Origin of the sequence: Xanthomonas prunicola (genome assembly GCF_025266575.1) — a bacterium.
GTDB lineage: Bacteria > Pseudomonadota > Gammaproteobacteria > Xanthomonadales > Xanthomonadaceae > Xanthomonas > Xanthomonas prunicola.
This window is the reverse complement of the sequence record NZ_CP096142.1, coordinates 101,913-126,293: the sequence shown is the minus strand read 5'-3', so window position 1 is coordinate 126,293 and position 24,381 is coordinate 101,913. Positions and strand designations below refer to the sequence as shown.

Annotated in this window: 19 protein-coding genes, 1 other RNA gene and 1 pseudogene; 17 read left to right on the top strand and 4 right to left on the bottom strand. The window is 63.6% G+C overall.

Translation table 11 applies throughout. From position 1 onward, the window contains the following. Window position 1: 1 nt before the first annotated feature. Complete coding sequence (gene der, locus M0D43_RS00270) at window positions 2–1,399, top strand: ribosome biogenesis GTPase Der (RefSeq protein ID WP_010373532.1); 1,398 nt, start codon at window positions 2–4, stop codon at window positions 1,397–1,399. 311 nt (window positions 1,400–1,710) lie between these two features. Then, window positions 1,711–2,931, top strand: coding sequence for a molybdopterin molybdotransferase MoeA (locus tag M0D43_RS00265; RefSeq protein ID WP_260807646.1), 1,221 nt, complete (start codon window positions 1,711–1,713; stop codon window positions 2,929–2,931). A gap of 343 nt (window positions 2,932–3,274) precedes the next feature. Here M0D43_RS00265 and moeB read toward each other — a convergent pair whose 3' ends face one another. Beyond that, window positions 3,275–4,435, bottom strand: coding sequence for a molybdopterin-synthase adenylyltransferase MoeB (gene moeB / locus M0D43_RS00260; RefSeq protein ID WP_260807644.1), 1,161 nt, complete (start codon window positions 4,433–4,435; stop codon window positions 3,275–3,277). A gap of 403 nt (window positions 4,436–4,838) precedes the next feature. On the opposite strand from moeB, the gene M0D43_RS00255 reads away from it, so the two are divergent. After that, window positions 4,839–5,054 carry a hypothetical protein gene (locus M0D43_RS00255; protein ID WP_252163094.1) on the top strand — a complete coding sequence of 72 codons (216 nt, stop codon included), beginning with the start codon at window positions 4,839–4,841 and terminating at the stop codon, window positions 5,052–5,054. A gap of 316 nt (window positions 5,055–5,370) precedes the next feature. Continuing rightward, a complete protein-coding gene (gene xth / locus M0D43_RS00250; protein WP_260807643.1) occupies window positions 5,371–6,360 on the top strand; it encodes an exodeoxyribonuclease III in 990 nt (329 codons plus the stop codon). Window positions 6,361–6,426: 66 nt separating this feature from the next. Here xth and M0D43_RS00245 read toward each other — a convergent pair. Further along, window positions 6,427–6,672 (bottom strand): annotated as a pseudogene (locus M0D43_RS00245) (hypothetical protein). A 186-nt stretch (window positions 6,673–6,858) separates the two neighbouring features. Here M0D43_RS00245 and M0D43_RS00240 point away from each other — a divergent pair. Genes M0D43_RS00240 through M0D43_RS00230 form a run of 3 tightly spaced genes read left to right on the top strand, consistent with a single transcriptional unit; the run spans window position 6,859 to window position 9,092 of the window. Further along, the gene (locus M0D43_RS00240; protein WP_260807642.1) at window positions 6,859–8,133 is read left to right on the top strand and encodes a molybdopterin molybdotransferase MoeA; all 1,275 of its coding nucleotides are present in this window, start codon (window positions 6,859–6,861) and stop codon (window positions 8,131–8,133) included. Between the two features lie 37 nt (window positions 8,134–8,170). Next, window positions 8,171–8,740: a molybdenum cofactor guanylyltransferase gene (gene mobA / locus M0D43_RS00235; protein WP_252163091.1), complete on the top strand. Its 570-nt coding sequence runs from the start codon at window positions 8,171–8,173 to the stop codon at window positions 8,738–8,740. Continuing rightward, complete coding sequence (locus M0D43_RS00230) at window positions 8,724–9,092, top strand: hypothetical protein (protein ID WP_101364072.1); 369 nt, start codon at window positions 8,724–8,726, stop codon at window positions 9,090–9,092. The genes mobA and M0D43_RS00230 overlap by 17 nt, the downstream gene beginning before the upstream one ends. A gap of 137 nt (window positions 9,093–9,229) precedes the next feature. Here the strand turns inward: M0D43_RS00230 and M0D43_RS00225 are convergent, their stop codons facing one another. Further along, on the bottom strand, window positions 9,230–10,225 hold the full coding sequence (locus M0D43_RS00225) for a siroheme synthase domain-containing protein (RefSeq protein WP_260807641.1): 996 nt from the start codon (window positions 10,223–10,225) through the stop codon (window positions 9,230–9,232). Between the two features lie 82 nt (window positions 10,226–10,307). Between M0D43_RS00225 and M0D43_RS00220 the strand changes: the two genes are divergently transcribed. The 7 genes from M0D43_RS00220 (at window position 10,308) to cobA (ending at window position 20,284) form a co-directional block, all read left to right on the top strand. After that, window positions 10,308–10,880 (top strand): ANTAR domain-containing response regulator, encoded by a 573-nt coding sequence (locus tag M0D43_RS00220; protein ID WP_101364070.1) that lies wholly within the window; start codon window positions 10,308–10,310, stop codon window positions 10,878–10,880. A gap of 4 nt (window positions 10,881–10,884) precedes the next feature. After that, a complete protein-coding gene (locus tag M0D43_RS00215; protein WP_252163089.1) occupies window positions 10,885–11,970 on the top strand; it encodes a CmpA/NrtA family ABC transporter substrate-binding protein in 1,086 nt (361 codons plus the stop codon). A gap of 672 nt (window positions 11,971–12,642) precedes the next feature. Next, window positions 12,643–13,812 carry a nitrate/nitrite transporter gene (locus tag M0D43_RS00210; RefSeq protein ID WP_252165158.1) on the top strand — a complete coding sequence of 390 codons (1,170 nt, stop codon included), beginning with the start codon at window positions 12,643–12,645 and terminating at the stop codon, window positions 13,810–13,812. A gap of 58 nt (window positions 13,813–13,870) precedes the next feature. Beyond that, entirely contained in the window at window positions 13,871–16,288 is a 2,418-nt protein-coding gene (gene nirB, locus M0D43_RS00205; protein ID WP_252165157.1) for a nitrite reductase large subunit NirB, read from the top strand. Next, on the top strand, window positions 16,285–16,650 hold the full coding sequence (nirD, locus tag M0D43_RS00200; RefSeq protein WP_252163088.1) for a nitrite reductase small subunit NirD: 366 nt from the start codon (window positions 16,285–16,287) through the stop codon (window positions 16,648–16,650). Before nirB ends, nirD begins: the two co-directional genes overlap by 4 nt. After that, window positions 16,647–19,457, top strand: a complete 2,811-nt coding sequence (locus tag M0D43_RS00195; RefSeq protein WP_252163087.1) for a nitrate reductase — start codon at window positions 16,647–16,649, stop codon at window positions 19,455–19,457. Before nirD ends, M0D43_RS00195 begins: the two co-directional genes overlap by 4 nt. A gap of 80 nt (window positions 19,458–19,537) precedes the next feature. Beyond that, entirely contained in the window at window positions 19,538–20,284 is a 747-nt protein-coding gene (gene cobA / locus M0D43_RS00190) for a uroporphyrinogen-III C-methyltransferase (protein WP_252165156.1), read from the top strand. Between the two features lie 54 nt (window positions 20,285–20,338). On the opposite strand, the gene M0D43_RS00185 is transcribed toward cobA, so the two are convergent. Continuing rightward, window positions 20,339–20,414, bottom strand: a non-coding RNA gene (locus M0D43_RS00185) — sX9 sRNA. Between the two features lie 836 nt (window positions 20,415–21,250). On the opposite strand from M0D43_RS00185, the gene M0D43_RS00180 reads away from it, so the two are divergent. The 3 genes from M0D43_RS00180 (at window position 21,251) to M0D43_RS00170 (ending at window position 24,253) form a co-directional block, all read left to right on the top strand. Beyond that, window positions 21,251–21,508: a KGG domain-containing protein gene (locus M0D43_RS00180; protein ID WP_101364065.1), complete on the top strand. Its 258-nt coding sequence runs from the start codon at window positions 21,251–21,253 to the stop codon at window positions 21,506–21,508. Between the two features lie 907 nt (window positions 21,509–22,415). Continuing rightward, window positions 22,416–23,336, top strand: coding sequence for a M14 family metallopeptidase (locus tag M0D43_RS00175; RefSeq protein ID WP_252163086.1), 921 nt, complete (start codon window positions 22,416–22,418; stop codon window positions 23,334–23,336). A gap of 218 nt (window positions 23,337–23,554) precedes the next feature. Continuing rightward, window positions 23,555–24,253 (top strand): DUF1349 domain-containing protein, encoded by a 699-nt coding sequence (locus tag M0D43_RS00170; protein ID WP_252163085.1) that lies wholly within the window; start codon window positions 23,555–23,557, stop codon window positions 24,251–24,253. Window positions 24,254–24,381 lie beyond the last annotated feature (128 nt).

The following is a 24,381-nucleotide window of genomic DNA, read 5'->3' as shown; positions in this document are numbered from 1 at the left end:
GATGCTGCCCCTGGTCGCCCTGGTTGGACGGCCCAATGTCGGCAAGTCCACCATCTTCAATGCGCTGACGCGCACCCGCGACGCGTTGGTCCACGACCAGCCCGGCGTTACCCGCGACCGTAACTACGGGGTCTGCCGTCTCGACGAGCAGCAACCCTTTATCGTCGTCGATACCGGCGGTATTGCCGGCGACGAGGAAGGCCTTGCCGGCGCCACTGCGCGCCAGGCACGTGCCGCCGCCGGCGAAGCCGATCTGGTGCTGTTCGTGGTCGATGGCCGCGAAGGCGCATCGTCGCTCGATGACGAAATCCTGGCCTGGTTGCGCAAACTGGCGCGGCCGACCGTGTTGGTGATCAACAAGATCGATGGCACCGACGAAGAAACCGTGCGCTCGGAATTTGCGCGCTACGGCTTCTCCGACGTGGTGGCGCTATCTGCTGCGCACCGGCAGGGCATTGATGAATTGCTCGAAGAGGTGGCTGCACGGCTGCCGGAAGAAGGTTCCGGCGAATTGCTGGACAACGACCCGGCACGCGTGCGTATCGCCTTTGTCGGCCGTCCGAATGTGGGCAAGTCGACGCTGGTCAATCGCCTGCTGGGCGAAGAACGCATGATCGCATCGGAAGTCCCGGGCACCACGCGTGATTCGATCGCAGTGGACCTGGAGCGCGATGGCCGTCAGTACCGCCTGATCGATACCGCCGGCTTGCGCCGTCGCGGCAAGGTGGAAGAGGCGGTCGAGAAATTCAGTGCGTTCAAGACGCTGCAGGCGATCGAGCAATGCCAGGTCGCGGTCTTGATGCTGGACGCTACCGAAGGCGTGACCGATCAGGATGCGACGATTCTCGGCGCGATCTTGGACGCCGGCCGCGCGTTGGTCGTTGCGATCAACAAGTGGGATGGGCAGAGCGACTATCAGCGGGCGCAGGCCGAAGATCTGCTCTCGCGCAAGCTGGGCTTCGTCAGCTGGGCCGAGGCGGTGCGGATTTCTGCATTGCATGGTTCGGGCATGCGCGAGCTGTTCCAGGCGATTCACCGTGCGCATGCATCGGCGACGCACGAATTCAGCACCAGCGAAGTGAACCAAGCGCTGGAAATCGCCTATGAGACCAACCCGCCACCGAGCATTCGCGGCCATGTCTCCAAACTGCGCTATGTGCATCCGGGCGGGGCGAATCCGCCGACCTTCATCGTGCATGGCACGCGTCTGAAGGTGTTGCCGGAGTCTTATAAGCGCTATTTGGAAAACTTCTTCCGCAAGCGTTTCAAGCTGGTCGGCACGCCGGTACGTTTCATCTTCCGCGAAGGCGCAAACCCTTACGAGGGCAAGAAGAATCCGCTCTCCGATCGGCAGGTGGCCCGCAAGCGGCGCCTGATGCGGCACGTCAAAGGGAAGTAATTGCGCGCAGGCCGCCTGAGCGTGATGGTCAGGTGGTGTGGCAGGGGCTGAGATCGGTTGGGCTGCGCGTTGTAATTGGTTGCTTATAGTCGGGGTTCTGAACGTTCTGGGCATCCTCCTGAGTGTTTGATCGACACTCCAGGCAGTTGCTGCGCGTGCATGCCTTCGTTCTTGGGCACGGGTGGCCGCACGCTCATGCGCAATCGAAATTCGCTCGCGGCGCAGTGCGTTCTCAAAGCCCATCTCCTGCTTTGGCGGCCGAGTGATGCCGGCATCCTTCGCGCTGGCGGCGCACTGGTATCCTGCGCGCCATGACTGACTATCCTTCCCGCATTCCTTACGCGCAGGCGTTGCAGATTCTGCGCGCTGTCGCTGCCAGCAACCGTTCGCCGGATGAAAACATCGCCACCTCGCGTGCCGATGGGCGGGTCTGTGCCGGCGATCTGATTGCACCGCTGGCACTGCCGCCATTTGCCAACAGCGCAATGGATGGCTTTGCGCTAAGGCACGCCGATGTTGCTGACGGCGATGCGGCGTTGCAGCTGGTTGGAGAACAGTTTGCCGGCGAGCGTTGGGCTGGCACGCTGAGCGCCGGGCAATGCCTGCGCATTACCACAGGTGCGCCGCTGCCCGATGGTGCCGACACTGTGATTCCAAAGGAGGACGCCGACGAGCGCGACGGCAGCGTACGGTTTCGAACCGCGCCTTCAGCGGGCGCTGCCGTACGCCTGGCCGGTAGCGACGTGCGTGCCGGCGATCTGGTGATACAGACCGGGCAGGTGCTGACGCCGGCGCGTATCGGTCTGGCTGCTGCGCTAGGTGTATCACGCCTTGCGGTTGCGCCACGCCCGACCATTGCGGTGCTGGCTACCGGCGATGAATTGATCGAGCCGGGCATGCCGCTTGGGCCGGGACAGATCTACAACAGCAACCGCGACATGCTGATGGCGCAACTGCGTGCGCTGGGCTATGCGCCAACCGCCTGGCCGACCTTGCCGGACGACCCGCAGCGCATTCGCACCATGCTGGAAGATGCGGCCGCTGCGTTCGATGTGGTGATTACCTGCGGCGGCGTCTCTGCCGGCGAAAAGGATTATCTGCCGCGGTTGATCGGCGAACTGGGCCGCATCCACTTCTGGCGCGTGCGCATGCGCCCGGGCATGCCGGCAGTGCTGGGGCAGATCGGCCGCTGCCTGGTGCTGGGTCTGCCGGGCAACCCGGTCTCGGTGCTGGCAACGCTGATTGCCTACGGCGTGCCATTGCTGGATGCATTGCAGGGGCGCAGCGAAGCGCGCCCGGTCTGGCATGCCGCGTTGGCAAGCCCCTGGGAAAAGCGCCACGAACGCCTGGAATTCCTGCGTGGACGGTTGGAGTGCGGCGAAGACGGGCGGCTGACCGCGCTACCGCACCGCGGCGACGCGTCGCATCTATTGCGTGGTGCGGCCGACAGCAATGCCTTGATCGTGCTGCCAGAGCAGGCGCGGCGTTTCGACGCCGGCGAGATTGTGCGGGTGATTCCTTACGCGGTGTGAGCGTTTGATCGATAGGCTGTGCTCGGCTACCTGCCGCGCACTGTTGAGGGCGGAGGCGAATGAGTCGTGACGTCGCGAGGTGCCGCACGAGATCTCCCACATGCCGGATGAGTTTCTTCTGTTGCTTGAGGTGTCTGTGTCGTGGTGTAACGAAAACCTAGACAAGCGAGTGCGCGTCGCTTTGTAGCCCCTCTCCGGTCGGCAGAGGGGTGAGGGTACGGCGCAAGATAGCAAACGACGCCCACGCCGCCGAAATGCGCAAAGCAGCAACACACGTCGCATTGCATCGGTGGCAAGCCAATCAGTCAGCCGGCTGACACCACACAGCCGCTGTCAGCTGTTCTCAACCAACCGCACTGCCGCAGAATGCCGCGTAATCCGCATAGCCCTTAAAGACCACGCCAGGCGCACACACCGGGCAGTGCGGATCCGGCCGCAAGCGGATGTCGCGAAACCGCATCGATAGGGCATCGAAGCTGAGCAGGCGGCCAGTCAGGCTGTCGCCGATGTCGAGCAGCAACTTGATCACCTCGGTGGCCTGCAGTAACCCGATGACACCGGGCAGCACGCCAAGCACGCCAGCCTCGGCACAGCTGGGTGCGAATTCCGGTGGCGGCGGTTCGGGAAACAGGCAGCGGTAGCAGGGAGCACGGCCACGGCTGCGGCCGGCATCGAACACGCTGACCTGTCCTTCGAACTGCTGCACCGCGCCATAGACCAGTGGTTTGCCGAGTTTGACGCAGGCATCATTGAGCAAATAGCGCACAGGAAAATTGTCTGCGCCATCCACTACCACATCCACGTCCTGCAGCAAGGTTTCCACATTTTCGGCGCTGACGCGCGTCTGCACTGCGTCGATGTGCACGCGCGGATTGAGTGCGGTGATGCGCTGCGCGGCGGAGTCGACTTTGGCAGTGCCGACGCTGTCTTCGGTGTGCAGAATTTGGCGTTGCAGATTGCTGCGGTCCACCACATCGTCGTCGGCGATGCGCAGATGTCCCACACCGGCTGCGGCAAGGTAGAACGCTGCTGGCGAGCCCAACCCGCCTGCGCCGACCAGCAGCACGCGCGCACGCGCCAAGCGCTGCTGACCTTCCACGCCGACCTGCGGTAGACGCAGATGGCGCGAGTAGCGCTCGAGAAAATCCTGTTCGTCCGGCGGCAGCGTGGGGCGCACCAACGGCAGGCCGTCGCTGGCCCAGGCGCTGGTGCCACCGGCGACCGACGCCACCTGCGCATAACCGTGCGCGCGCAAGATGGCGGCCGCGTGCGCCGAGCGTTTGCCACTCTGGCAGATGAGTACGATTTCGCGGGTCTGCTCTGGAAAATGTGCTGCCGGCTCCGTTTCCACGGCGTTCTGTGCGATGGCTAAGGCGCCTTCTGCCTGGCCGCTGGCGCGCTCATGCAGTTGCCGGATGTCGATCAGCAAGGCACCTTGCAAGGCGCGGGCACGGGCGTCGGCGGGGGAGATGTCATGGCTGCTCATATGACTATTGTCGCGCAAACGATGCCGCTGCGATGCGCAGCCGCCGCCGATATCTAAGCAGTGGCGTAGCAGGTGCGAGGTATTCTACGATCTGCGATGTCGCAGTGGCGATGACGTTGTACTACGAGCCACACGGGTAAATCCGGCCTTGTTCCACATGTGAAAGCGGCTCTTCAGGCCCGGACTGCTTGCTCTGAAGCATGCCCAAGCGCGCGTCCTCGCCAGCGATCCACTTCGAGAGCCGCGTGTTCATTTCATCGCGGCAAGCCTGTCTCACACACATCATGCTGCGGCTTCGCCCTAGCGTACCTACGCCCCGGGTGTTTGCTTTCGCATGTGAGCGGGTAACGAAATCTGCGCACAGCCTTGGCACCAGTCTCACCGGTGCAACGTTAGCGTGAGCGCAGTAAAGGAGATCGTTATGACACCTGAAATCGATGCGCAATTGAAACAACTGGCCGACGCACTGCCGGACATGCGTAGTCAACACCCGAATGACTTTTGGGATGTGTTCCATGCCCGTGCTGAAAAAATCATTGGTGCGGCGGAGTCGCAGGAGCAAGCTGCACAGATCGTCAAACGGATCGACGAGATTTTGGCTGCCAATCAATTGGGGCCTGCGGATCCTGGGGCGTAGTGGAATCTTGTTGGCGCGCGTCCAGCCAGTCTCGTTGCGACGCCGCCGCCCAACACCGTGCGCTTGTGCAACGTCACATGCTGCATGGCGCCGAGCGGGTCTTTGATGATGGTCATGCATCGCACTGGACTGCGTGTTTCACTGCATCAAGATGTCAAAGTGGCGCTGCGCCGGCGGGTGCGCAGCTGGGCGAATCGGTGCGTTACGACGCCGAATCGCGGGCAGGAGCGTGGGGTGCAGCTTCACCTCGCTTGAGCATCGGCTTAATCACGCTACGCTCATGCTGACGCATCACGGAAGCGGCCGCGCGCGAACTATGTCAGCCACCACATGCAAGATCGCAACGTTCAACGTCAATGGCATTGCCAGCCGTCTGCCGCACTTGCTGAAATGGCTACAGCGCGAAAAGCCGGACATCGTGGGCCTGCAGGAATTGAAATCGACGCAAGCCGCGTTTCCGGAGCAGGCGATCCGGGATGCCGGCTACGGGGTGATCTGGCAGGGCGAAACGTCTTGGAATGGCGTGGCCTTGCTCGCACGTGGCGCCGATCCGGTGGAGATTCGTCGCGGGTTGCCTTGGGACCCGAGCGATACGCAAAGCCGCTATCTGGAAGCGGCGATTCACGGCGTGGTTGTGGCCTGCCTGTATCTGCCCAATGGCAACCCACAGCCCGGGCCGAAGTTCGACTACAAGCTTGCGTGGTTCGAGCGCCTGACCCGGCATGCAACAACGTTGGTGGACTTGCCGCATCCGGTTGCACTGATCGGCGACTTCAATGTGGTGCCCACCGATTCGGATATCTACGACCCCAAGCGATGGCGCAAGGATGCCTTGCTGCAGCCGCAAAGCCGCCAGGCGTATCAAACGCTGCTAGCGCAAGGCTGGACCGACAGCTTGCTGGCAGTGCATGGCGATGCGCCGATCTACACGTTCTGGGATTACTTCCGCCAGCATTTTGCCCGCGATCGTGGCTTGCGCATCGATCATCTGCTGCTCAATCGCAAGCTGGCGCCTGGCTTGCAAGATGCCGGCGTCGACAAGTGGGTACGTGGGCTGGAGAAGGCCAGCGATCATGCACCGACCTGGATCAGGGTGCGTGTGCCCGATGCGCCAGGTGACGCAGCGGTAGATGCCGCGCCCGTGGAGAAGGCGCGGAAGCCGGCAGCAGCGAAGACGCCTGTGCGCAAGGCGGCCGCCAAGAAGATGCCTGCTGCCGCTGCAAAGGAAGCGGTCAAGAAAATCATTGGCAAGACAGCGGCAACTGCATCGGCGAAGCCGCGGAAACCAGCGAAAAAGACCAACTGACAATCTCAATCAGCCTGCAGGCGTGATCCACGCAAACAACCAAGCCGCGCGTTTCAGCTTGCGGCTCTAGAGTCGCTGCACTCCGTAGCCGGTGAGGGGGCATGAAGATCAGCACGTTGCTGATGATACATACCGCATTGCCAACGAGATCGCTGGACAGGACGAACACCGCCGAGGCGCTGATCTGGCCGAGGAACGACCAGCGCGAGATACTACGCGCGGGGTAGGAGCGCCTTTTTTGTAGATCTGCCGGATCGAGGCGGCGATCAGGATGATGCTGGCGAGCCAGCCCACAGAGTCGACGCATTGCAGGCGTTGCAATTGCTCTCACGTGCGGCCTGCAACCTTGCAGCGCGCACGGTCTGCATCCTGTTTGAGCAGCTTCAAGCGGTATGCGCAGTGCGTGAGGCGGGCTTGGGCGATGCAAACGCTGTGCTGCCGCAACGGCCGCGCCTGTACCTGCTGCGCCAGGGGCCGGTATCCTAGCCCGGTCACCCATTGATCGGCACTGTCCTGCACATGATCAGCTATGCCGAAGCACTCGCGCTGGTCCGCGCGCACGTCGCAGCGCTCACCAGCGAGTGGGTCGCGAGCGCCGATGCGGAAGGCCGCGTGCTCGCCGACACCTTGTTGAGTCCGGCCGAGTTGCCGCCCTTCGATAACAGTGCGATGGATGGGTTTGCGCTGGCAACCGCCGGTGCTGGCGCATTGGCAGACAGCGAGCACGTGGTCTGCGGCACCGTGGCAGCCGGGCAGGATGCCGGTGCGGCCGCGAGAGGTGTGGCCTGGGAAATCATGACCGGTGCCGGGCTGCCGGTCGGTGCCGATACGGTGGTGCCGATCGAACAGGTGCAGATTCTTGAATGCGACGGCGAGCGCCCCAGCCGCATCCGCCTGCGTCAGCCGGTGCGTGCAGGGCAGCACATCCGTCGTCGCGGCGAAGACGTGTGCCTGCACGATCGCGTGATCGATGCCGGCACCGTACTGCGCGGTGCGCATCTGATGCTGTTGGCAGGCTTGGGCTGCGCGCGCGTGCAGGTGGTGCGGCGGCCGCGCGTCGCCTTGATCGCCACGGGACGCGAGTTGATCGGCGACCCCGCGCAAGCGTTGCAGCCTGGCCAGATCCGCGACGGTACCAGCAGTTATCTGCTGAGTCAGCTACGTGCCGCTGGTGCCGATGTTGTGTGGCGCGGGCGGGTAGGCGATGACGATGCTGCGTTCGATGCGGCGCTGGCGCGGGCCTGCAATGCCGGTGCAGATCTTATTCTGAGCACCGGCGCAGTCTCGCGTGGTCGTTACGATTTCATCCCGGATGCGCTGGCACGCCACGCTGCCGCGTTACTGTTTCACAAGGTGGCAGTGCGGCCGGGCAAGCCGGTACTGCTGGCACGCTTCGGTGATGGTGCCCTGTTTATCGGCTTGCCAGGCAACCCGATGGCCAGTGCAGCCGGGCTGCGCTTTTTCGTGGAGCCAGCACTGCGTGGTTTGTTGGGTATGCCGGTCGAGCATGGCTTGCGCGTGGCGTTGGAAACGCCAATGCAGGCGCGGCCGATCTGGCGGCAGCATCTGCGCGCACGGCTGCTGTGCAGCATGGCAGGGGAGCTGTCGGTGCAGATTCTGCCGCAGCAAGAATCCTTTCGTGTGGCGCCGTTGCTGCAGGCTAGCGTTTGGGCAGTGCTGGAGCCGCAGGTAGAAGGCGCTGCACCGAGCACGCATGCAGAGGTTTTCGGCTTGGGCCATCTGCAACCGGCTGCGCCTGAGATTGCGCCATGAAGACGCATCTGCCCGACATCAAGCGTTGGGCTGTCGCATGACGACGATGCAGCCATGGACGGGTGTGGTGCTGGCGGGAGGCCGTTCGTCGCGGATGGGGCAGGACAAGGCGTTGTTGCCTTGGCACGGGCGCCCGTTGTTGGATCAGATGCAGGCGCTGTTGCGCGAGGCTGGTGCGCAGCACGTATTGGTCAGCGGCGACCGACCCGACTACGCCGGCATTGCCGACGCCCAGCCTGATCTGGGCCCGCTCGGTGGGCTTGCGAGCGTGATCGCGCGCGTGGCCGATGCCACCAAGTTGGTGGTGGTGCCGGTGGATATGCCGCTGCTGTCGGCTGCGTTGCTGAGCAAGCTGCTGGCGCCGTCGCAGCACCGCTGCGTGGCGTTCGAGGATCAGATGTTGCCGATGTGCCTGCGCATCGATGTCGTTGTGCGTGAGGCCTTGGCCACGCGGATGGCTGGCGCCGCATCGTCACGCTCGCTGCGCGCCTTGCAGCGTTCATTGCAATGCCATCGCGTGGCTGTCACCGCCAGCGAACGTACCGCATTCGTCAATTGCAACACGCCCGAGCAGTGGAGTGAGCTGATCCATGAAAATCCAGATTGAAGGCCAGCAGGTGCGATTCCGTATCGACGAAGCCGAGCTGGCCGAATTGCTGGCCGGTCACACAGTCGACAATGCGAGCCGGTTGCCGAGCGGGCAGGGTGCACGATTGGTGCGGCACAGTGTGAGCCTCACCGGCGGTCACGCAGCGTGCAATTGCGCCACCGATCATTGGCAATTATTGGTACCACGTGGCGCGCTCGAAGAGCATGTGCGGCAACTGCCCAGCCGCGAGGGCTTGAGCTTCACGTTCGATGCGGGTGCCGGGCACGCGGAAACCATGGCACTGCGCGTCACTTTCGATATCGATGTGCGCGACAGTGCGCGCAAGCGGTTTCCGAAAGACGGATCTTGATGCGCGCAGTGTGGCGTTGCTGCAGTAGTTGAAGTGATGCAGCGTTTGATGTGCGAGCGTCCCAAACGTCAGGCGAGGCAGCTGCTTAGGTGTATGCCGAATAGTCTCGCCAACGCGTCGCCGATCATAACGCAGAGTCAATCGTGCGCATGGGTGGCAGTAATTCCAGGCACGCGATCGCAGGCCAAACCGCGTGCCTGCAAGGCAGCGTCGATCGCATCCGCACCCGCGCTGTCGTAACCGGCGCCGCTGCGCAGGGCGACGACATGTAGGCCGGCGCTGGCCAGTTCCACGATCAGCTGCTGTTGCGCGTCAGGTGCCGGCGGCAACGTGCGGCGTGAGGCGTCGCGGCGCGCAAGCTCAAGCACGGCATCGGGAATGTGTTCGTCGATCAGCAGCACATCGGCCAGATTCATCGCGCGCAGGGCTTTCAAGGTGAGTAGGCCCGGATCGCCGGGGCCGGTACCGACCAGCTGTACGCTGCCGCGCGCCGGGATGGTGCCGGCATCGTCGAGCGCTGCATTGAACGCGGCCTCGGCCGCGTCATCGTTGCCAGCCTGCAGCAACAACGGCACGTCGCCGTCGATGACACGGTCGAACCAACGGCGACGACGATTCATGTCCGGAAACTGGCTGCGAATGCGCTCGCGGTGCTTTGCAAACAGTCCGGCGAAGCGGCCGACCGACGCATCCAGTTCGCGTTCCAGCCGTTCACGCAGACGCCGTGCCAACATCGGTGCGGCGCCTGCCGAGGAGATGGCGATGACCAGCGGGTCGCGGTCCACGATGGCCGGCACCTGATACGTCGACAGTTCGGCATCGTCCACCACATTGACCAGCCGTTGTCGCGCACCTGCGGCGGCAGCAACGCGCTGGTTCAAATCGGTGTCGTCGGTCGCAGCCACCACCAGCCAGACATCGTCGATCCATGCCGGGTCGAACTCGCCACCCAGTTGCTCGAAGCGGCCGGTCTGCATCAGCACGGCGAGCTCCGGCGAGAGCGCGTGTGCATACAGGCGGATGTGCGCCTCGGCCTTGAGCAGCGCCAGGACTTTGCGCGTGGCGACTTCGCCGCCGCCGATGACCAGGACGGCGCGCCCCTGCAGATTGGCGAACAACGGGAACAACGGCATCAGACACACTCCGAAAAGATGGCTCGCACCAACGGCATGTTGCATGGCACCATCAGGCCACGTCCACGCCTCGCTGCCGCCAATGCGTGTTTTGCTGGTCAACGATACCGAAAAGCCGATCGCCGAACTGCGCCAGGCGCTGACGCGTGCTGGCTACACGGTGCTCGACGATGTGGCGTCGATCAGTGCGTTGCTGCATGCCGTGCAGAGCCAGCAGCCCGATGTGGTCGTGATCGATGTGGATTCGCCTTCGCGCGATACCTTGGAGCAGCTGTCGATGCTGCATGCACATGCACCGCGGCCGGTGGTGATGTTTTCCGGCGATGGCGACGATGCGTTGATCCATGCAGCGGTCGGTGCGGGCGTGACGGCGTATGTGGTGGATGGCCTGGCGCCAGCACGGCTGGCGCCGATCGTGCAGGTGGCGCTGGCCCGTTTTGCGCAAGAAAGCAGCATGCGCAAGCGCCTGGACGATGTGCAGCAGGCGCTGCAGGACCGTAAACAGATCGACCGCGCCAAGGGCCTACTGATGGAAAAACGCGGTCTGAGCGAGGCCGATGCCTATGCGGCGTTACGCCAGCAGGCGATGAAGCAGGGCGTCAAGCTGGCCGAAGTGGCGCGCCGCATCGTGGCCATGGCCGACTTGTTGGGATGAATCTATGAGCCAAGCCGAACTTCCCGTATTGCGCGTGGCCTACATGCCGTTGATCGACTGCGCGCCGTTGGTTGCTGCACAGCGCCTGGGCCTGGACAGTGCGCATGGTCTGCAGTTGGACTTGCAGCGGCAGGCCTCGTGGGCCGGCGTGCGTGACCGTCTGCTGGCAGGCGAAGTGGAGGCGGCGCATGCCCTGGCCAGCCTGGTCTACGCGATCGATCTGGGCATCGCCGGGCCGCAGTGCCCGATGGCGTTGTTGATGACGCTCAACCACAACGGCCAGGCGATCACGCTGGCGCCTGCAATTGCGCAAGCGTTGGCGGCTGGTCGCACGTTGCTCCAGGCATTGACCGGTTTGGGGCGCCGCGCGGTGTTCGCGCAGACCTTTCCCACCGGGACACATGCGCTATGGCTGTACTACTGGCTGGCCGCGGGCGGGGTAGATCCGATGCGCGATGTGGATGTGCTCAGTATTCCGCCGCCGCAGATGCCCGAGGCACTGGCCAGCGGTTTGGTCGACGGCTATTGCTCCGGCGAGCCGTGGGCGGCAGTGGCCGAAGCGCAGGGCAGCGGTCAGCGTGTGATCCGCAGCGGTGAGTTATGGCCCGGCCATCCGGAAAAAGTGCTGGCATGCCGTCGCGAATTCGCTGCGCTGCAGCCTGAGTTGACCGAGCGACTAACCGCCTGCGTGCTGGAGGCCTGCCGTTGGCTGGATGCCACGCCGGCCAACCGTGCGCTGTGCGCACAATGGTTGGCCGAGCCGGAGCATATCGGTGTGCCGCCCGCGCATCTGGCTGCGTGTCTGGACGCTGCTGTTGAGATTGAGGCCAATGCCGTTGCAGACGATGCGACAGCGTTGGCGTTCCATCGCGGCGGCACAGTGAACATGCCGTGGCTTTCGGACGGGGAGTGGTTCTTAAGCCAGTTCCAGCGTTGGGGTTGGCATGACATCGAGGACGATGACATCGCGCGGCTGCGTGACATCCATCGGCTCGATAACTATCGGCGCGCTGCCGCACGGGTGGGTGTTGCGGTGCCGGACAGCGATCACCGCAGCAATCGGTTGTTCGATGCGCTGAAAGGCGATTGAACACTGGGTGGAGTCTGCCATGGTGGTTGGAGATTGCGATAAATCAGGCGTAGCGCAGCGCATCTGCAACATGGTTGGAGGGCCCTTGCCCGTTCACCGTCGCAGGACGCGCTGCAAGGACGTCCTTGTAGCTCCCTGGCGGCGGATGCCGCCATCGAGCCCCTGGGATGGGCCAACGGCGTGTCCCGCGAGCAGCGAGGGCATCGCGCGCTTCGCGTTTGCTGCGAGGACCAACTGAGCTGGTCGGTGCACAGAGCTTTCAACAGATGGATCGCTTATCTCGAGAGTGGTACCTGATCGCGTCCTCGACTGAAGCACATTGTTGGTGCATCGCTGCACGAAAGCCGGGAATGACGAGCTACATCGGCTTCCATAAACAACGCCGCAGCACTCTGGAAGTCGGTCGAAAAAACTCTATTTATCAAAGGCTTGCAGTTCTGGAATAGCTGCAGAGAAACAGTTGGCACGCTGATTGCGTAGGAATCATCTGCAGGCGCAACGGCGTGCCTGCAACAACACGTACACGGTGCAGCGGTTCAACGGCGATCCGCACGTACCCAGGACAACGGCGTCCTTCCGGTTTACCGGAGGGGCGCCGTTTTTTTTTTGACCATCGCACTCGAAGAGGTCTCTATGCAGCGCTCGTTCTGGCGATCCGGGCATACGCCCACCTTGTTCGCATCCTTCCTGTATTTCGACCTGAGCTTCATGGTGTGGTACTTGCTCGGTCCGCTGCAGGTGCCGATTGCGCAAGCGCTGGGATTGGACACGCAGCAGCGCGCCTTGATGGTGGCCGTGCCGATCCTGTGCGGCGCCGTGCTGCGCCTGGTGCTGGGCATGGTTGCCGATCGCATTGGTGCCAAGCGTGCCGGCATGCTTGCCCAGCTTACGGTCATCGCGGCGTTGTTCGGTGCCTGGCAACTGGGCATCAACAGCATGGGGCAGGTGTTGATGCTGGGCGTGTTGCTTGGCATTGCCGGTGCCTCGTTTGCGGTGGCGTTGCCGCTGGCATCGCGCTGGTATCCGCCCGAGCATCAGGGCACCGCGATGGGCATTGCCGGTGCAGGCAATTCCGGCACGGTGCTGGCTGCGTTGTTTGCGCCGATGCTGGCCGCCGCATTCGGCTATCAAAACGTGTTCGGGCTGGCGTGCATTCCGTTGGTGCTGACGCTGATCGTGTTTGCGTCGATCGCCAAGGAAGCGCCGACCCCGGTCGCACGCAAGCAATGGTCCGACTACGGCCGCGTGCTCGTGGGTAACCGCGATGCGTGGCGCTTCATGTTTTTCTATGCGATCACCTTTGGCGGGTTTTCCGGTTTTGCCAGCGCGTTGCCGGGCTACTTTCACGACCAGTTCGGCTTCGATGCACGTACTGCGGGCTGGGCCACGGCCGCCTGTGTGCTGGCTGGCTCGGTGATGCGGCCGCTCGGCGGCGTCATCGCCGACCGCGTCGGCGGCACCCGTGCCTTGCTCACCGTATATCTGCTGGTTGCCACGCTGGTGGGCATCGCCGGGTTCGGTGCGGGTGGCGCCACGCTGACGCTGGCGTTGTTCGTGCTGACGCTGCTGTGTCTGGGCGCTGGAAATGGGGCGGTGTTTCAGCTGGTTCCGCAACGCTTTGGCCAGGATATCGGCGTCATGACCGGGTTGATCGGCATGGCCGGGGGCATCGGCGGATTTGCGCTGGCCGCGAGCCTGGGTGTGCTCAAGCAGCACACCGGCAGCTATGCAGTGGGCATGTGGCTGTTCGCGGCGTTCGCTTTCGGGGGCTGGGCGTTGCTGGCCGGGGTCAAGACCCAGTGGCGCAGCGAATGGTCCACCGCCGGCGCGGCGCGCGTCTGACATGTCGACAGGAATCCAGGCAATGAAGCAACCCAGACTCGTCGTCATCGGCAACGGCATGGCCGGCATCCGCACCGTGGAAGAATTGCTCAAGCTGATGCCGGGCATGTACCACATCACGGTGTTCGGCGCCGAGCCGCATCCCAATTACAACCGCATCCTGCTTTCGCCGGTGCTGGCCGGCGAGCAGGAGTTCGACGACATCGTGCTCAACCCGTTGCAGTGGTACCGCGACAACGGCATCCATCTGCACTTGAACAAGGAAGTCACGCGCATCGATCGCGTGCGTCGCCGCGTGATTGCCGCCGATGGCACCGAAGCCGAATACGACCGGCTGCTGATCGCCACCGGCTCGGTGCCGTTCGTGTTGCCGATTCCCGGCAATGAATTGAAAGGCGTGATCGGGTACCGCGATATCCAGGATACCCGCACCATGATCGACACCGCGCGTACCAGGCAGCACGCGGTGGTGATCGGTGGCGGTCTGCTTGGCCTGGAAGCGGCCAACGGTCTGAAAGTACGCGGCATGGACGTGACCGTGGTGCATCTGGCCGGTTGGTTGCTGGAGCGCCAGCTCGACCCGTTGGCCGGCAATCTGTTGCAACAGGCATTGCGCGCACGCGGGCTGGAGTTCCGTTTGAACACCGCCACCAGCGCACTGCTGGGCAACGCGCAGGGCGAGGTGATCGGGGTCAAGTTTGCCGATGGTAGCGGGATCCCCGCCGATCTGGTGGTGATGGCCGCCGGCATCCGCCCGAATACGCGCCTGGCCGAAGAAGCCGGCATCCATTGCGCGCGTGGCATCGTGGTCAACGACAGCCTGCAGAGTTTCGACCCGCGCGTGTACGCAGTGGGCGAGTGCGCTAACCATCGTGGCATTGCCTATGGCCTGGTGGCGCCGTTGTTCGAGCAGGCCAAGGTGTGTGCGAACCATCTGGCGCAGTTCGGCATCGGCATTTATCGCGGCTCGGTGGCATCGACCAAGCTCAAGGTCACCGGCATCGACCTGTTTTCGGCAGGCGATTTCATGGGCGGCGATGGCTGCGAAGAAATCGTGTTGTCAGACCCGGCCGGCGGCGTCTACAAAAAGCTGGTGATCCGCGACGATGTGCTGGTGGGTGCATGCCTGTATGGCGACACCAGCGACGGTGGCTGGTACTTCAAGCTGCTCAAGGACGGCACGCCCATCCAGGCGCAACGCGATCAGCTGATCTTCGGCGAAAGCGCACTGGGCGATGCTGGCACCGGCGGCCAGGACCGCGCCAGCGCGATGTCCGACAGCGACGAAGTCTGCGGCTGCAACGGCGTGTGCAAGGGCACGATTGTCAAAGCCATCAGCGAGCAAGGCCTGTTCACCGTGGACGAGGTGAAAAAGAACACCAAGGCCGCCAGTTCCTGCGGTTCATGCACTGGCCTGGTCGAGCAGATCCTGATGAATTGCCTGGGCTCCAACTTTCAGGAAACCCCGAAAACCAAAGCGGTTTGCGCATGTACCGACCTGAGTCACGGCGAGGTGCGTCGCGCCATTCGCGAGCACAAGCTGCTCACGCATGCGCAGGCCTATGCGTTCATGGAATGGCGCACACCCAACGGCTGCGCCACCTGCAGGCCGGCGATCAACTACTACATGCTGTCGACCTGGCCGCATGAGGCCATCGACGACCCGCAATCGCGTTTCATCAACGAGCGTGCGCACGCCAACATCCAGAAGGACGGCACGTTCTCGGTGATTCCGCAGATGAAGGGCGGGGTGACCAACGCCGGCGAACTGCGCCGCATTGCCGATGTTGCCGACAAATACGCGGTACCGATGGTCAAGGTGACCGGCGGCCAGCGCATCGATCTGCTGGGCGTCAAGAAAGAGGATCTGGTGGATGTATGGCGCGATCTGGGCATGCCATCCGGCCATGCCTACGGCAAGTCGATCCGCACGGTGAAGACCTGCGTGGGCAGCGAGTTCTGCCGCTTCGGCACCCAGAACAGCACGCAGATGGGCATCGACCTGGAAACCATGCTGGCCAATATGTGGAGCCCGCACAAGGTGAAGCTTGCGGTGTCCGGGTGCCCGCGCAACTGCGCCGAATCCGGCATCAAGGACGTGGGCATCATCGCAGTGGACTCGGGTTGGGAGCTGCATGTGGGCGGCAACGGCGGCATCAAGACCGAGGTGGCGCGCTTTCTGGTCAAGGTGAGCACTGCCGAGGAAGTGCGTGAGTACACCGGGGCATTCCTGCAGCTGTATCGCGAGCAGGCGTATTACCTGGACCGCACCGTGCACTACATCGCGCGCGTGGGTCTGGATTACATCCGCGCGCAGGTGGTGGACGACGCAGCCAACCGACGTGCGCTGTACGAGCGCCTGCTGTATTCGCTGGAAGGCCTGGTCGACCCATGGAAGGCACGCATCGCCGGCGAGCGGCGTCAGGAATACCAACCGCTGCGCATGGCTGCGCCAGCTGCGACGATGGAGGAATGAGCATGCACCATCACGCATGGGTGCGCGTGTGTGCGCTGCAGGACTTGCCGGTGCTGGGCGCGCGCGTGCTGGAGGTCGATGGACTGCCGGCGATCGCCATCTTCCGTACTGCCAGCGATCACGTGTTTGCGCTGCGCGACCGTTGCCCGCACAAGGGTGGGCCGTTGTCCCAAGGCATCGTGGCTGGCGACACCGTGACCTGTCCCCTGCATGGCTGGGCGATCGGCTTGCAGAGCGGGCAGGCCTGCAAGCCGGACGTGGGCTGCGCGCCGCGCTATCCGATCAGGGTGGAGGCCGAGGCGGTGTGGATCGTCCTGCAGCCGGTAGAGCAGGACGATGCCGTGACCGAGCCGGCAACATGAGCGAAGGCCTGCAGCCAACGTCCCCTGCCAGCGCGGCGCAGCCACAGACGGCAGGGCCGATGTATCGCATCACGCGCTCGACCTGTTGCTATTGCGGCGTGGGGTGCGGCGTGCTGATTCACAGTACGCACGATAGCGATGGCGACTGCATCGTCGGCATCGAAGGCGACCCGCTGCACCCAGCCAATTTTGGGCGCCTGTGCAGCAAGGGGCTGGCGTTGCCGCAGACCGTGGCAAGCACGCAGGGGCGCGTTCTTGCGCCGGAGTTGCGCCGGCATCGGCAGGCGCCGCGTGCGCGGGTGAGCTGGGATCAGGCGCTGCAGCATGTCAGCAGCAAGCTGGCCGCCATCATCCAGGAACATGGCCCGGATGCGGTGGCCTTCTATCTGTCCGGGCAGCTGCTCACCGAGGACTATTACGTCTTCAACAAGCTGGCCAAGGGGCTGCTCGGTACCAACAACATCGACACCAATTCGCGCCTGTGCATGTCCAGTGCGGTCACCGGTTACAAGCTGGCGCTCGGCGCCGATGGCCCGCCCACCTGCTATGAAGATCTGGAGCTGGCGCACACCGTGCTGTTTGCCGGCAGCAACATGGCGTACGCGCATCCGGTGCTGTTTCGCCGGCTAGAAGACGCGCGTGCACGCAACCCCGACATTCGCTGGATCGTGATCGACCCGCGACGCACCGATACCGCGGCCATGGCCGACCTGCACTTGGCGATCGAACCCGGCACCGACGTCGCCTTGTTCAACGGCATGCTGCATCACCTGATCTGGGAGGGTCTGGTGGATGCGCGTTTCGTTGCGGCAAGCACGCAGGAGTTCGATGCCCTCAAGCGGATGTTGCGCGAGTACACCCCGCGCATGAGCGCCGAGATCTGCGGGATTTCGCACGAGGACCTGGTGCAGGCGGCCGAGTGGTTCGGGCGCAGCCCGGCGGCGCTGTCGCTGTATTGCATGGGCCTGAATCAGTCGGTGCACGGCACCGACAAGAATCTTGCGTTGATCAACCTGCATCTGGCGACCGGACAGATCGGCAAGCCGGGCGCAGGGCCGTTTTCGCTGACCGGCCAACCCAATGCGATGGGCGGGAGGGAGGTGGGCGGCATGGCGACGATGCTGGCCGCGCACCGCGAGATCGGCAATGCGGACCATCGTGCCGAGATGGAACGGCTGTGGGGCGTGCCGGCGGGGCGCATCTCGCCCAATCCCGGCGCGCCGGCGGTGGAGTTGTTCGAGCGGCTGCGCGCCGGCAGCCTGAAGGCGGTGTGGATCGTCTGCACCAACCCCGTGCACTCGATGCCGGACGTGGCGGGTATTCGCGCCGCGCTGGATCAGGCCGAACTGGTGATCGTGCAGGACGCCTTCTCCGGCACCGACACCGTGCCCTATGCCGACGTTTTGCTGCCGGCGGCCAGCTGGGGCGAGAAGGACGGCACGGTGACCAACTCCGAGCGCCGCATCACCCGCGTGCGCAAGGCAGTGGAAGCGCCCGGACAGGCACGTGCCGATTGGTGGATTGCCAACGAGGTGGCACGTCGTCTGGAGGCGCGCCTGGCGCCCGCGAGCGGGAAGGGCCTGTTCGCATTCGACAACACTGCGCAGATTTTCGACGAGCATCGCGCCCTCACGGTTGGGCGTGATCTGGATATCGGTGGCCTGGATTACCCGTTGCTGGATCACGGAGCGCAGCAATGGCCGTTTCCGGCAGGCAGCACGCAGGGGCAGGCGCGGCGTTACTCCGATGGCGTATTCGCACACGCCAACGGACGTGCGCGCTTCCACGTCACGCCGTATCGCAAGGTGGCTGAAGCCACTTCGGCGAGATTCCCGATGCGGTTGCTCACCGGCCGTTTGCGCGATCAGTGGCATGGCATGTCGCGTACCGGGCGGGTGGCGGCTGCATTCGCGCACAGCCCTGAGCCGACGCTGCGCATGCACCCAGGCGATGCGCAGCGGCGTGGGCTTGTGGCGGGCGAATTGGTACAAATCGCGAGCAAACGCGGCGCTCTGGTGCTACCGCTGGAACTGTCGGACGAACTGCGCTCGGGCACGGTGTTTGCGTCGATGCATTGGAGTGGGCACAGCCTGTCCAGCGGTGGCGTCAACGAAGTCAGCACGCCGGCAGTGGATGCACGCTCGCAGCAGCCCGAGCTTAAACACGCCGCCGTGCGGGTTGAAAAAGCCGTGTTCGGCTGGCATCTGCTGGCAGCGCGACGCGGCGATGCACTGTCTTTGCAGCAGGCACTGCAACCGTTGCTGCGCGACTGCGGTTACGCCTCGCTACGCCTGCATGCCGAACCGCCGAGCGGCGCCGACAAAGATGCAAGCGGCCAGTGGGCGGTGCTACACGCTGCCTGCGAAATCGCGCCCGATGCCGCGTGGATCGACCGTCTGGTTGCGGCATTGCAATTGCCGGCCGGTGCGGATGTGCTGGACTACCGCGATCTACGTCGCGGCCTGATGCGCCGCGTCGGCTGGCGCATGCAAGACGGGCACAGCCATATCGACGGTGTGCTGCTCACCGCCGCGCAGCCCAGTCAGGCCAATCGATCGCTGCTTACCACTGCACTCGCCGGCAAACCTTGGCTTGGTGCACGGCTGTCGGTCTTTGCGCACACCCACAGCGCGCTCAGCGATCCGATCGTGTGCACCTGCATGAATGTTTCGGCCGCCGCGATTCACGCGGCCATCGACGACGGTGCCGATGTCGCGCAACTCAAGCAACGCCTGGGCTGCGGCACCGTCTGCGGCTCGTGCGTACCGCAACTCACCCGGCTATGCCGGCAACCAAGACTTGCCTGATCGCAAGTTTTCCCTGAGCGCATTCCCCTCCACACAGAGCGAGATCTCCCATGTCAGTCACACCTTCCTGCACGCGTGATGTGGTGGTGTTGTCCGCCGGCCCCGGCGATCTGGAATTGCTCACCATCAAGGCGGTGAAGGCGTTGGCGTCGGCGCAGGTACTGTTGCTCGACGACCTTGCTAATCCTGAGATCGTCGAACTCTCACCGCAGGCGCGCGTGATCCGGGTCGGCAAGCGCGGTGGATGCCGTTCGACACCGCAGGAATTCATCTGCCGGTTGATGCGTCGCTACGCATTGCAGGGCCTGCGCGTAGTGCGGGTCAAAGGCGGCGATGCGCTGCTGTTTGGCCGTGCTGGCGAAGAAATCAGCTTCCTGCGTCGCGCGGGTATCGGGGTGCAGGTGATCAATGGCGTGAGCGCGGCGTTTGCGGCGGCGGCCGCGCTGGAAGTGTCGCTGACCCATCGCAGCCATTGCCATGGCATCACCTTCGTCACCGCGCACACGCATGATCACGGCGAGCCGAACTGGGGGGCGCTGGCGGCCAGCGGCACCACGCTGGGCATCTATATGGGCCTGCGGCGTGCCGATGCGCTGGCCTCTGCGTTGCTGGCGCATTTGCCAGCCAGTACGCCCGCGGCCATCGTGCAGGCCGCAACGCGGCCAGAGCAGCGGCGTCGCCTCACCACCTTGGGCGAATTGGGAATGACGGCCAGCGCGCTGTCGCCGGGGCTGCCGACCTTATTGCTGGTAGGCAACGCCTTGGCCGAAGCGGCTGCAGCGTGCGACGACCGTGATGGTGCGATGTTGGCACAGGGGGTGGGTTAGTGCGGACAGCACTTCCTTGCGCGGCGGCAGGGAGGAGCGATTGGGGCTTAGAGCGGCTAACAAAACGTAGCGAGCAGCCGTCAGGTGGGCGCGGACGGCGCGCAGGAACCGGAGTGTACGACTGGTACATGAGGATTCCGAGCACCGGCCGCGCCCACCTGGGGGCTGCGCAGTAGTTTTGTTAGCTGCTCTTAGTGTTGCATTGGACTTCGTATGCGTCTATCCGGGAACGATTCGCCACGCCTTTTTAGCCGGTCCTCACCAACACGCGTCAACCAGCATGGCAGGGGGGGATGGGGCGTGTCTGAAGTCCGAGTCTGCCATGGGTACTCACACCAGTGCGCGCAGAGCAAAGGCATTCTTGCAGGGTGTCTAGCGCCTCCTGGTCGTTGAAGGCTTCAGTGCGTGTCACGATGCGTGCGCAGTCTGCGTGTGGACGTTGCCGGTTGCAGATTCAGTGAGCACTTGCGCTAACCAATAACGACAGCAAGCATTCGCTGCGCCGCAGTCCGAGTTGTCATGGCGATTCTGCGCATCACTCTCCCGGACATTGCGATGCGCTTGGCACCCAGCACCCAAGCGATGCCGGAGGCAGGACGATCTAGTGGCCTGCAAGGTTATGGCCCATCCCTTCACCAGGCATGGTGGCAACCTCACCAGGCGAGCCTGGTGAGGTTGCATCCGTGAGCGAGGCAGTTGGTCGTACGCGTCTGAGCTTGCCCTTCTGCAGTTGCGCATCCCTCCTATAGCCAATCCATCCGCAACAGCGCCGAGTGTTAGCGCTACCCAGTTAGAGGTAGTCCCGAGAGTCCGGCGAGATGAAGGTGTGCAAGATTTGCGCAGCGAGCGCAGCCGTTTTTTCCTGCATCCATCCGAATGCACCGCGGTATCTGCCTTTCAGGGTTGGCACGAATGTTGCGGTAACCCAATTACCCAGGCGTAACCGAAGCATCGAGAGGAGGCACAGTGGAAGACGGACAAAACACTACCCGTAGCCGGCGCGGCTTTGCCGCATTGGATCCGGAAAAGCGTCGCGTGCTTGCAAGCAGCGGCGGTAAAGCCGCTCACGCAAGTGGCAATGCGCACGAATTTACTAGCGACGAAGCACGTGAAGCTGGCCGTAAGGGTGGCCAGGCCGTGAGCCGAGATCGCGATCACATGTCGCGGATCGGCAGCAAGGGCGGGCGTTCCAAGCAGGCAAAGCCGCAGGAAGAATCCGCGTAATCCAGTCATCGGCGTGCCTATGGCGTGCCGGTCTGGAGAAAATCTTGCGTGACGTTGGACACAGGCGCGATGCCCAGAGGGTTAGCGCCTGTGTTGTTTTCGCTTTACGCGAAAGGGTTATCTTGCGCGGCCGCGCGCAATCGATTGCACTTTTTTCAGTCAACTGGCGTCCAGCGCTGCCTGGAGTGCACTCGAACATCCATAACAGCTTGCTGTGCAACGCATCAAGCGCAAGCGCGAAATTTCTGCAGCCTTGTAGATGGCCGGCATCGATTGCAGGGAAAAATTTCACTCTTGCCACGCTCCCGTCCATAGCGCCGGCAGGATTTGCAGCCCCTTGATTTCTTGGCTCACCTTGCGCCGCAGCGTGCAGCATCCGATGGCTCCGAATGAGCTTGGATGCTTTCGAAGTCCAGTAAGGCAATGAGGACGTCCAGCCCGGTGCTTGGCGGGCAGATCTTTGATCGCAGCGCATCTTCTGTGTGTACACAGACGGCGGTCTCGCGCCTTCGTTGTCCGCCCTGCGATTTCGCAGCGTGTCAATGCCACGTGGACATCGCGCGCGGCGTTCACCTGAAACAGCCACGTCTTTACATGCGCGTCGCTGCAGGCTGGACACATCGCAACAAACAGGGGGGCCTTGGCCGAACCCCAAGAAAACCTGATGGACTGATTGCGCGACGCGCATGCAATGGAGCAGCAGGCAGGGCAGATGCTCAAGGGCTAGGCCGCGCGCATCGACCACTCCCCCAGTTCAAGGCGCGCATCGAGCAGCATCTGAAAGAAACGCTGCGGCAGTAGGCACCGCCAGGCACGCCAAGTCGCACAGGCCCCGCAGTGCGGGGTCTTTTTGTTTCTGCGCGCTGAGCGCTTACCCTTGGCGCTTTCCTCGCACCAGGGTTCTGCAATGACGACCAACGCACCCTATCCGATCGGCACGCCTGGGCTACCGTGGGGTGAGCCGGAGCGCGCCGCATGGCGAGCACGTCAGCTGCAGCAGCGCAGCTATGCGGATGATGTCGTGCAGCAGATCGCCGCACTGGCCGTGCGCTACCAGCGCGTGCAGTACGGAGCCATTGCCCATGCGCAAGGGGGCCATCCGCTGCTCGCGCTGCGCAGTGTCGAGTGGGATGACTGCTTGCCATGCGTGTTGGTCACAGGCGGCGTGCACGGTTACGAAACCAGTGGCGTGCGCGGTGCGCTGCAATTCCTGCAGCAGCGCGCTGCCGAATACGCTGGCAGATGCAATCTGTTGGTGGCGCCGTGTATCAACCCGTGGGGCTATGAGCGCATCCAGCGGTGGAATGCCCTCGCGGTAGATCCGAATCGTGCCTTCCGCGACAACAGTCCTGCCGAAGAGTCGGCTGCACTGATGCGGCTGGTTGCCGAAACCACGGGGCGGATGCTGGTGCATATCGATCTGCACGAAACCACCGACAGCGATGAGAGCGAGTTTCGCCCCGCCTTGGCGGCGCGCGATGGTGCAACGTTTGTGCCGGGCAGCATTCCGGATGGCTTTTATCTCGTCGGCGACAGCGAAGACCCGCAGCCAGCCTTTCAGCAGGCGGTGATCGCGGCGGTGGCACGGGTGACGCATATCGCGCCTGCCGATGCGAATGGGCAGCTCATCGGTGCACCGGTGGTCGGGCACGGCGTGATCAACTACCCGGTGCGGCGGCTGGGGTTATGCGCCGGTGTCACCGATGCGCGGTATCGCACAACCACGGAGGTGTATCCGGATAGCCCGCGCGCCACGCCCGAACAATGCAACGCTGCACAGGTGGCGGCGATCTGTGCGGCAATCGATTACGCATTGGCGCAGGACTGAGGGTAGGGCGCGTGAGGCTGGGGCAGCAGGCATCTGGACGCGGTGTGCGCCGCCATTGGCTGCGTGCTGATTCGGCGCGCGTTTCCGCGGTATGTCGCCGTTGCGGATGACGCATGTCCGCGGTGCTCTGCGTTGAACCGCGGCCTTGCGCAGCATGCATCTGGCCCTGCGCTGACCCCATGTAAACTCCGCAGTCATCAGTCGCAGGAGCGCATTCGATGCAACATGAAGCATTCAATCGCACACGCAGGCGCGTGCTGGGTGGGGTGGTCGGGATGACGTTCAGTGGCAGTGCGTTTGCACAACAGACCAAACCGGGGAAAACGATGGCACAGGACAGCAGTTGGCAGGCGGGCACCTGGCTCAACCGGCCGAAGACAGTCGATCTCAGTGGTGACACGCTGGATGTGGTGACCGATAAGGCCACCGACTTCTGGCGCAAGACGCACTATGGGTTCACCCGCGACAGCGGGCATTTTCTCGGCATCAAGGCCGGCGCAGGTTTTACTGCGCAGCTACGGGTGCGAGCGCAGTACGAAGCGTTGTACGACCAGGCCGGCATCGTGGTGCGCGTGGACGAGCAGCACTGGGTCAAGGCCGGGATCGAACTCAGCGACGGGCGGGCCATGCTCAGTAGCGTGTTGACCAACCCGGTGTCGGATTGGGCCACGGGTCCGTACGAAGCCGACCCCAAGGATTTCTGGGTTCGTGCCACGGTTGCCGATGGTGTGTTGCGCTTGCAGGTGTCTGCGGACGGCCGTCACTGGCCGCTGGTGCGTCTGTGTCCGTTCCCGGTGGCACGCGAGTATCTGGTCGGACCGATGTGCTGCACGCCGGAACGCGCCGGGCTGAAGGTGCGTTTTTCCGACTGGGCACTGAGTGCGCCCTTGGGCAAGGACCTGCACGATCTCAGCTGAGCGATTTGGCCAGTGCTGCATCGCATGTACGGATAATGTGTGCATCGCATCGCGATGCACTGCACATGCGTGCTAATAGATCTGGAGCGGCGTGCTTGCCTATCAAGCAATACCACGCTGTCGCAAAC

Excerpts from the sequence above, each read along its gene's own strand:
- der (WP_010373532.1), top strand. The coding sequence starts at position 2 with ATGCTGCCCCTGGTCGCCCTGGTTGGACGGCCCAATGTCGGCAAGTCC.
- M0D43_RS00265 (WP_260807646.1), top strand. The coding sequence starts at position 1,711 with ATGACTGACTATCCTTCCCGCATTCCTTACGCGCAGGCGTTGCAGATT.
- M0D43_RS00255 (WP_252163094.1), top strand. The coding sequence starts at position 4,839 with ATGACACCTGAAATCGATGCGCAATTGAAACAACTGGCCGACGCACTG.
- xth (WP_260807643.1), top strand. The coding sequence starts at position 5,371 with ATGTCAGCCACCACATGCAAGATCGCAACGTTCAACGTCAATGGCATT.
- mobA (WP_252163091.1), top strand. The coding sequence starts at position 8,171 with ATGACGACGATGCAGCCATGGACGGGTGTGGTGCTGGCGGGAGGCCGT.
- M0D43_RS00230 (WP_101364072.1), top strand. The coding sequence starts at position 8,724 with ATGAAAATCCAGATTGAAGGCCAGCAGGTGCGATTCCGTATCGACGAA.
- M0D43_RS00225 (WP_260807641.1), bottom strand. The coding sequence starts at position 10,225 with ATGCCGTTGTTCCCGTTGTTCGCCAATCTGCAGGGGCGCGCCGTCCTG.
- M0D43_RS00220 (WP_101364070.1), top strand. The coding sequence starts at position 10,308 with ATGCGTGTTTTGCTGGTCAACGATACCGAAAAGCCGATCGCCGAACTG.
- M0D43_RS00215 (WP_252163089.1), top strand. The coding sequence starts at position 10,885 with ATGAGCCAAGCCGAACTTCCCGTATTGCGCGTGGCCTACATGCCGTTG.
- nirB (WP_252165157.1), top strand. The coding sequence starts at position 13,871 with ATGGCCGGCATCCGCACCGTGGAAGAATTGCTCAAGCTGATGCCGGGC.
- nirD (WP_252163088.1), top strand. The coding sequence starts at position 16,285 with ATGAGCATGCACCATCACGCATGGGTGCGCGTGTGTGCGCTGCAGGAC.
- M0D43_RS00195 (WP_252163087.1), top strand. The coding sequence starts at position 16,647 with ATGAGCGAAGGCCTGCAGCCAACGTCCCCTGCCAGCGCGGCGCAGCCA.
- M0D43_RS00175 (WP_252163086.1), top strand. The coding sequence starts at position 22,416 with ATGACGACCAACGCACCCTATCCGATCGGCACGCCTGGGCTACCGTGG.
- M0D43_RS00170 (WP_252163085.1), top strand. The coding sequence starts at position 23,555 with ATGCAACATGAAGCATTCAATCGCACACGCAGGCGCGTGCTGGGTGGG.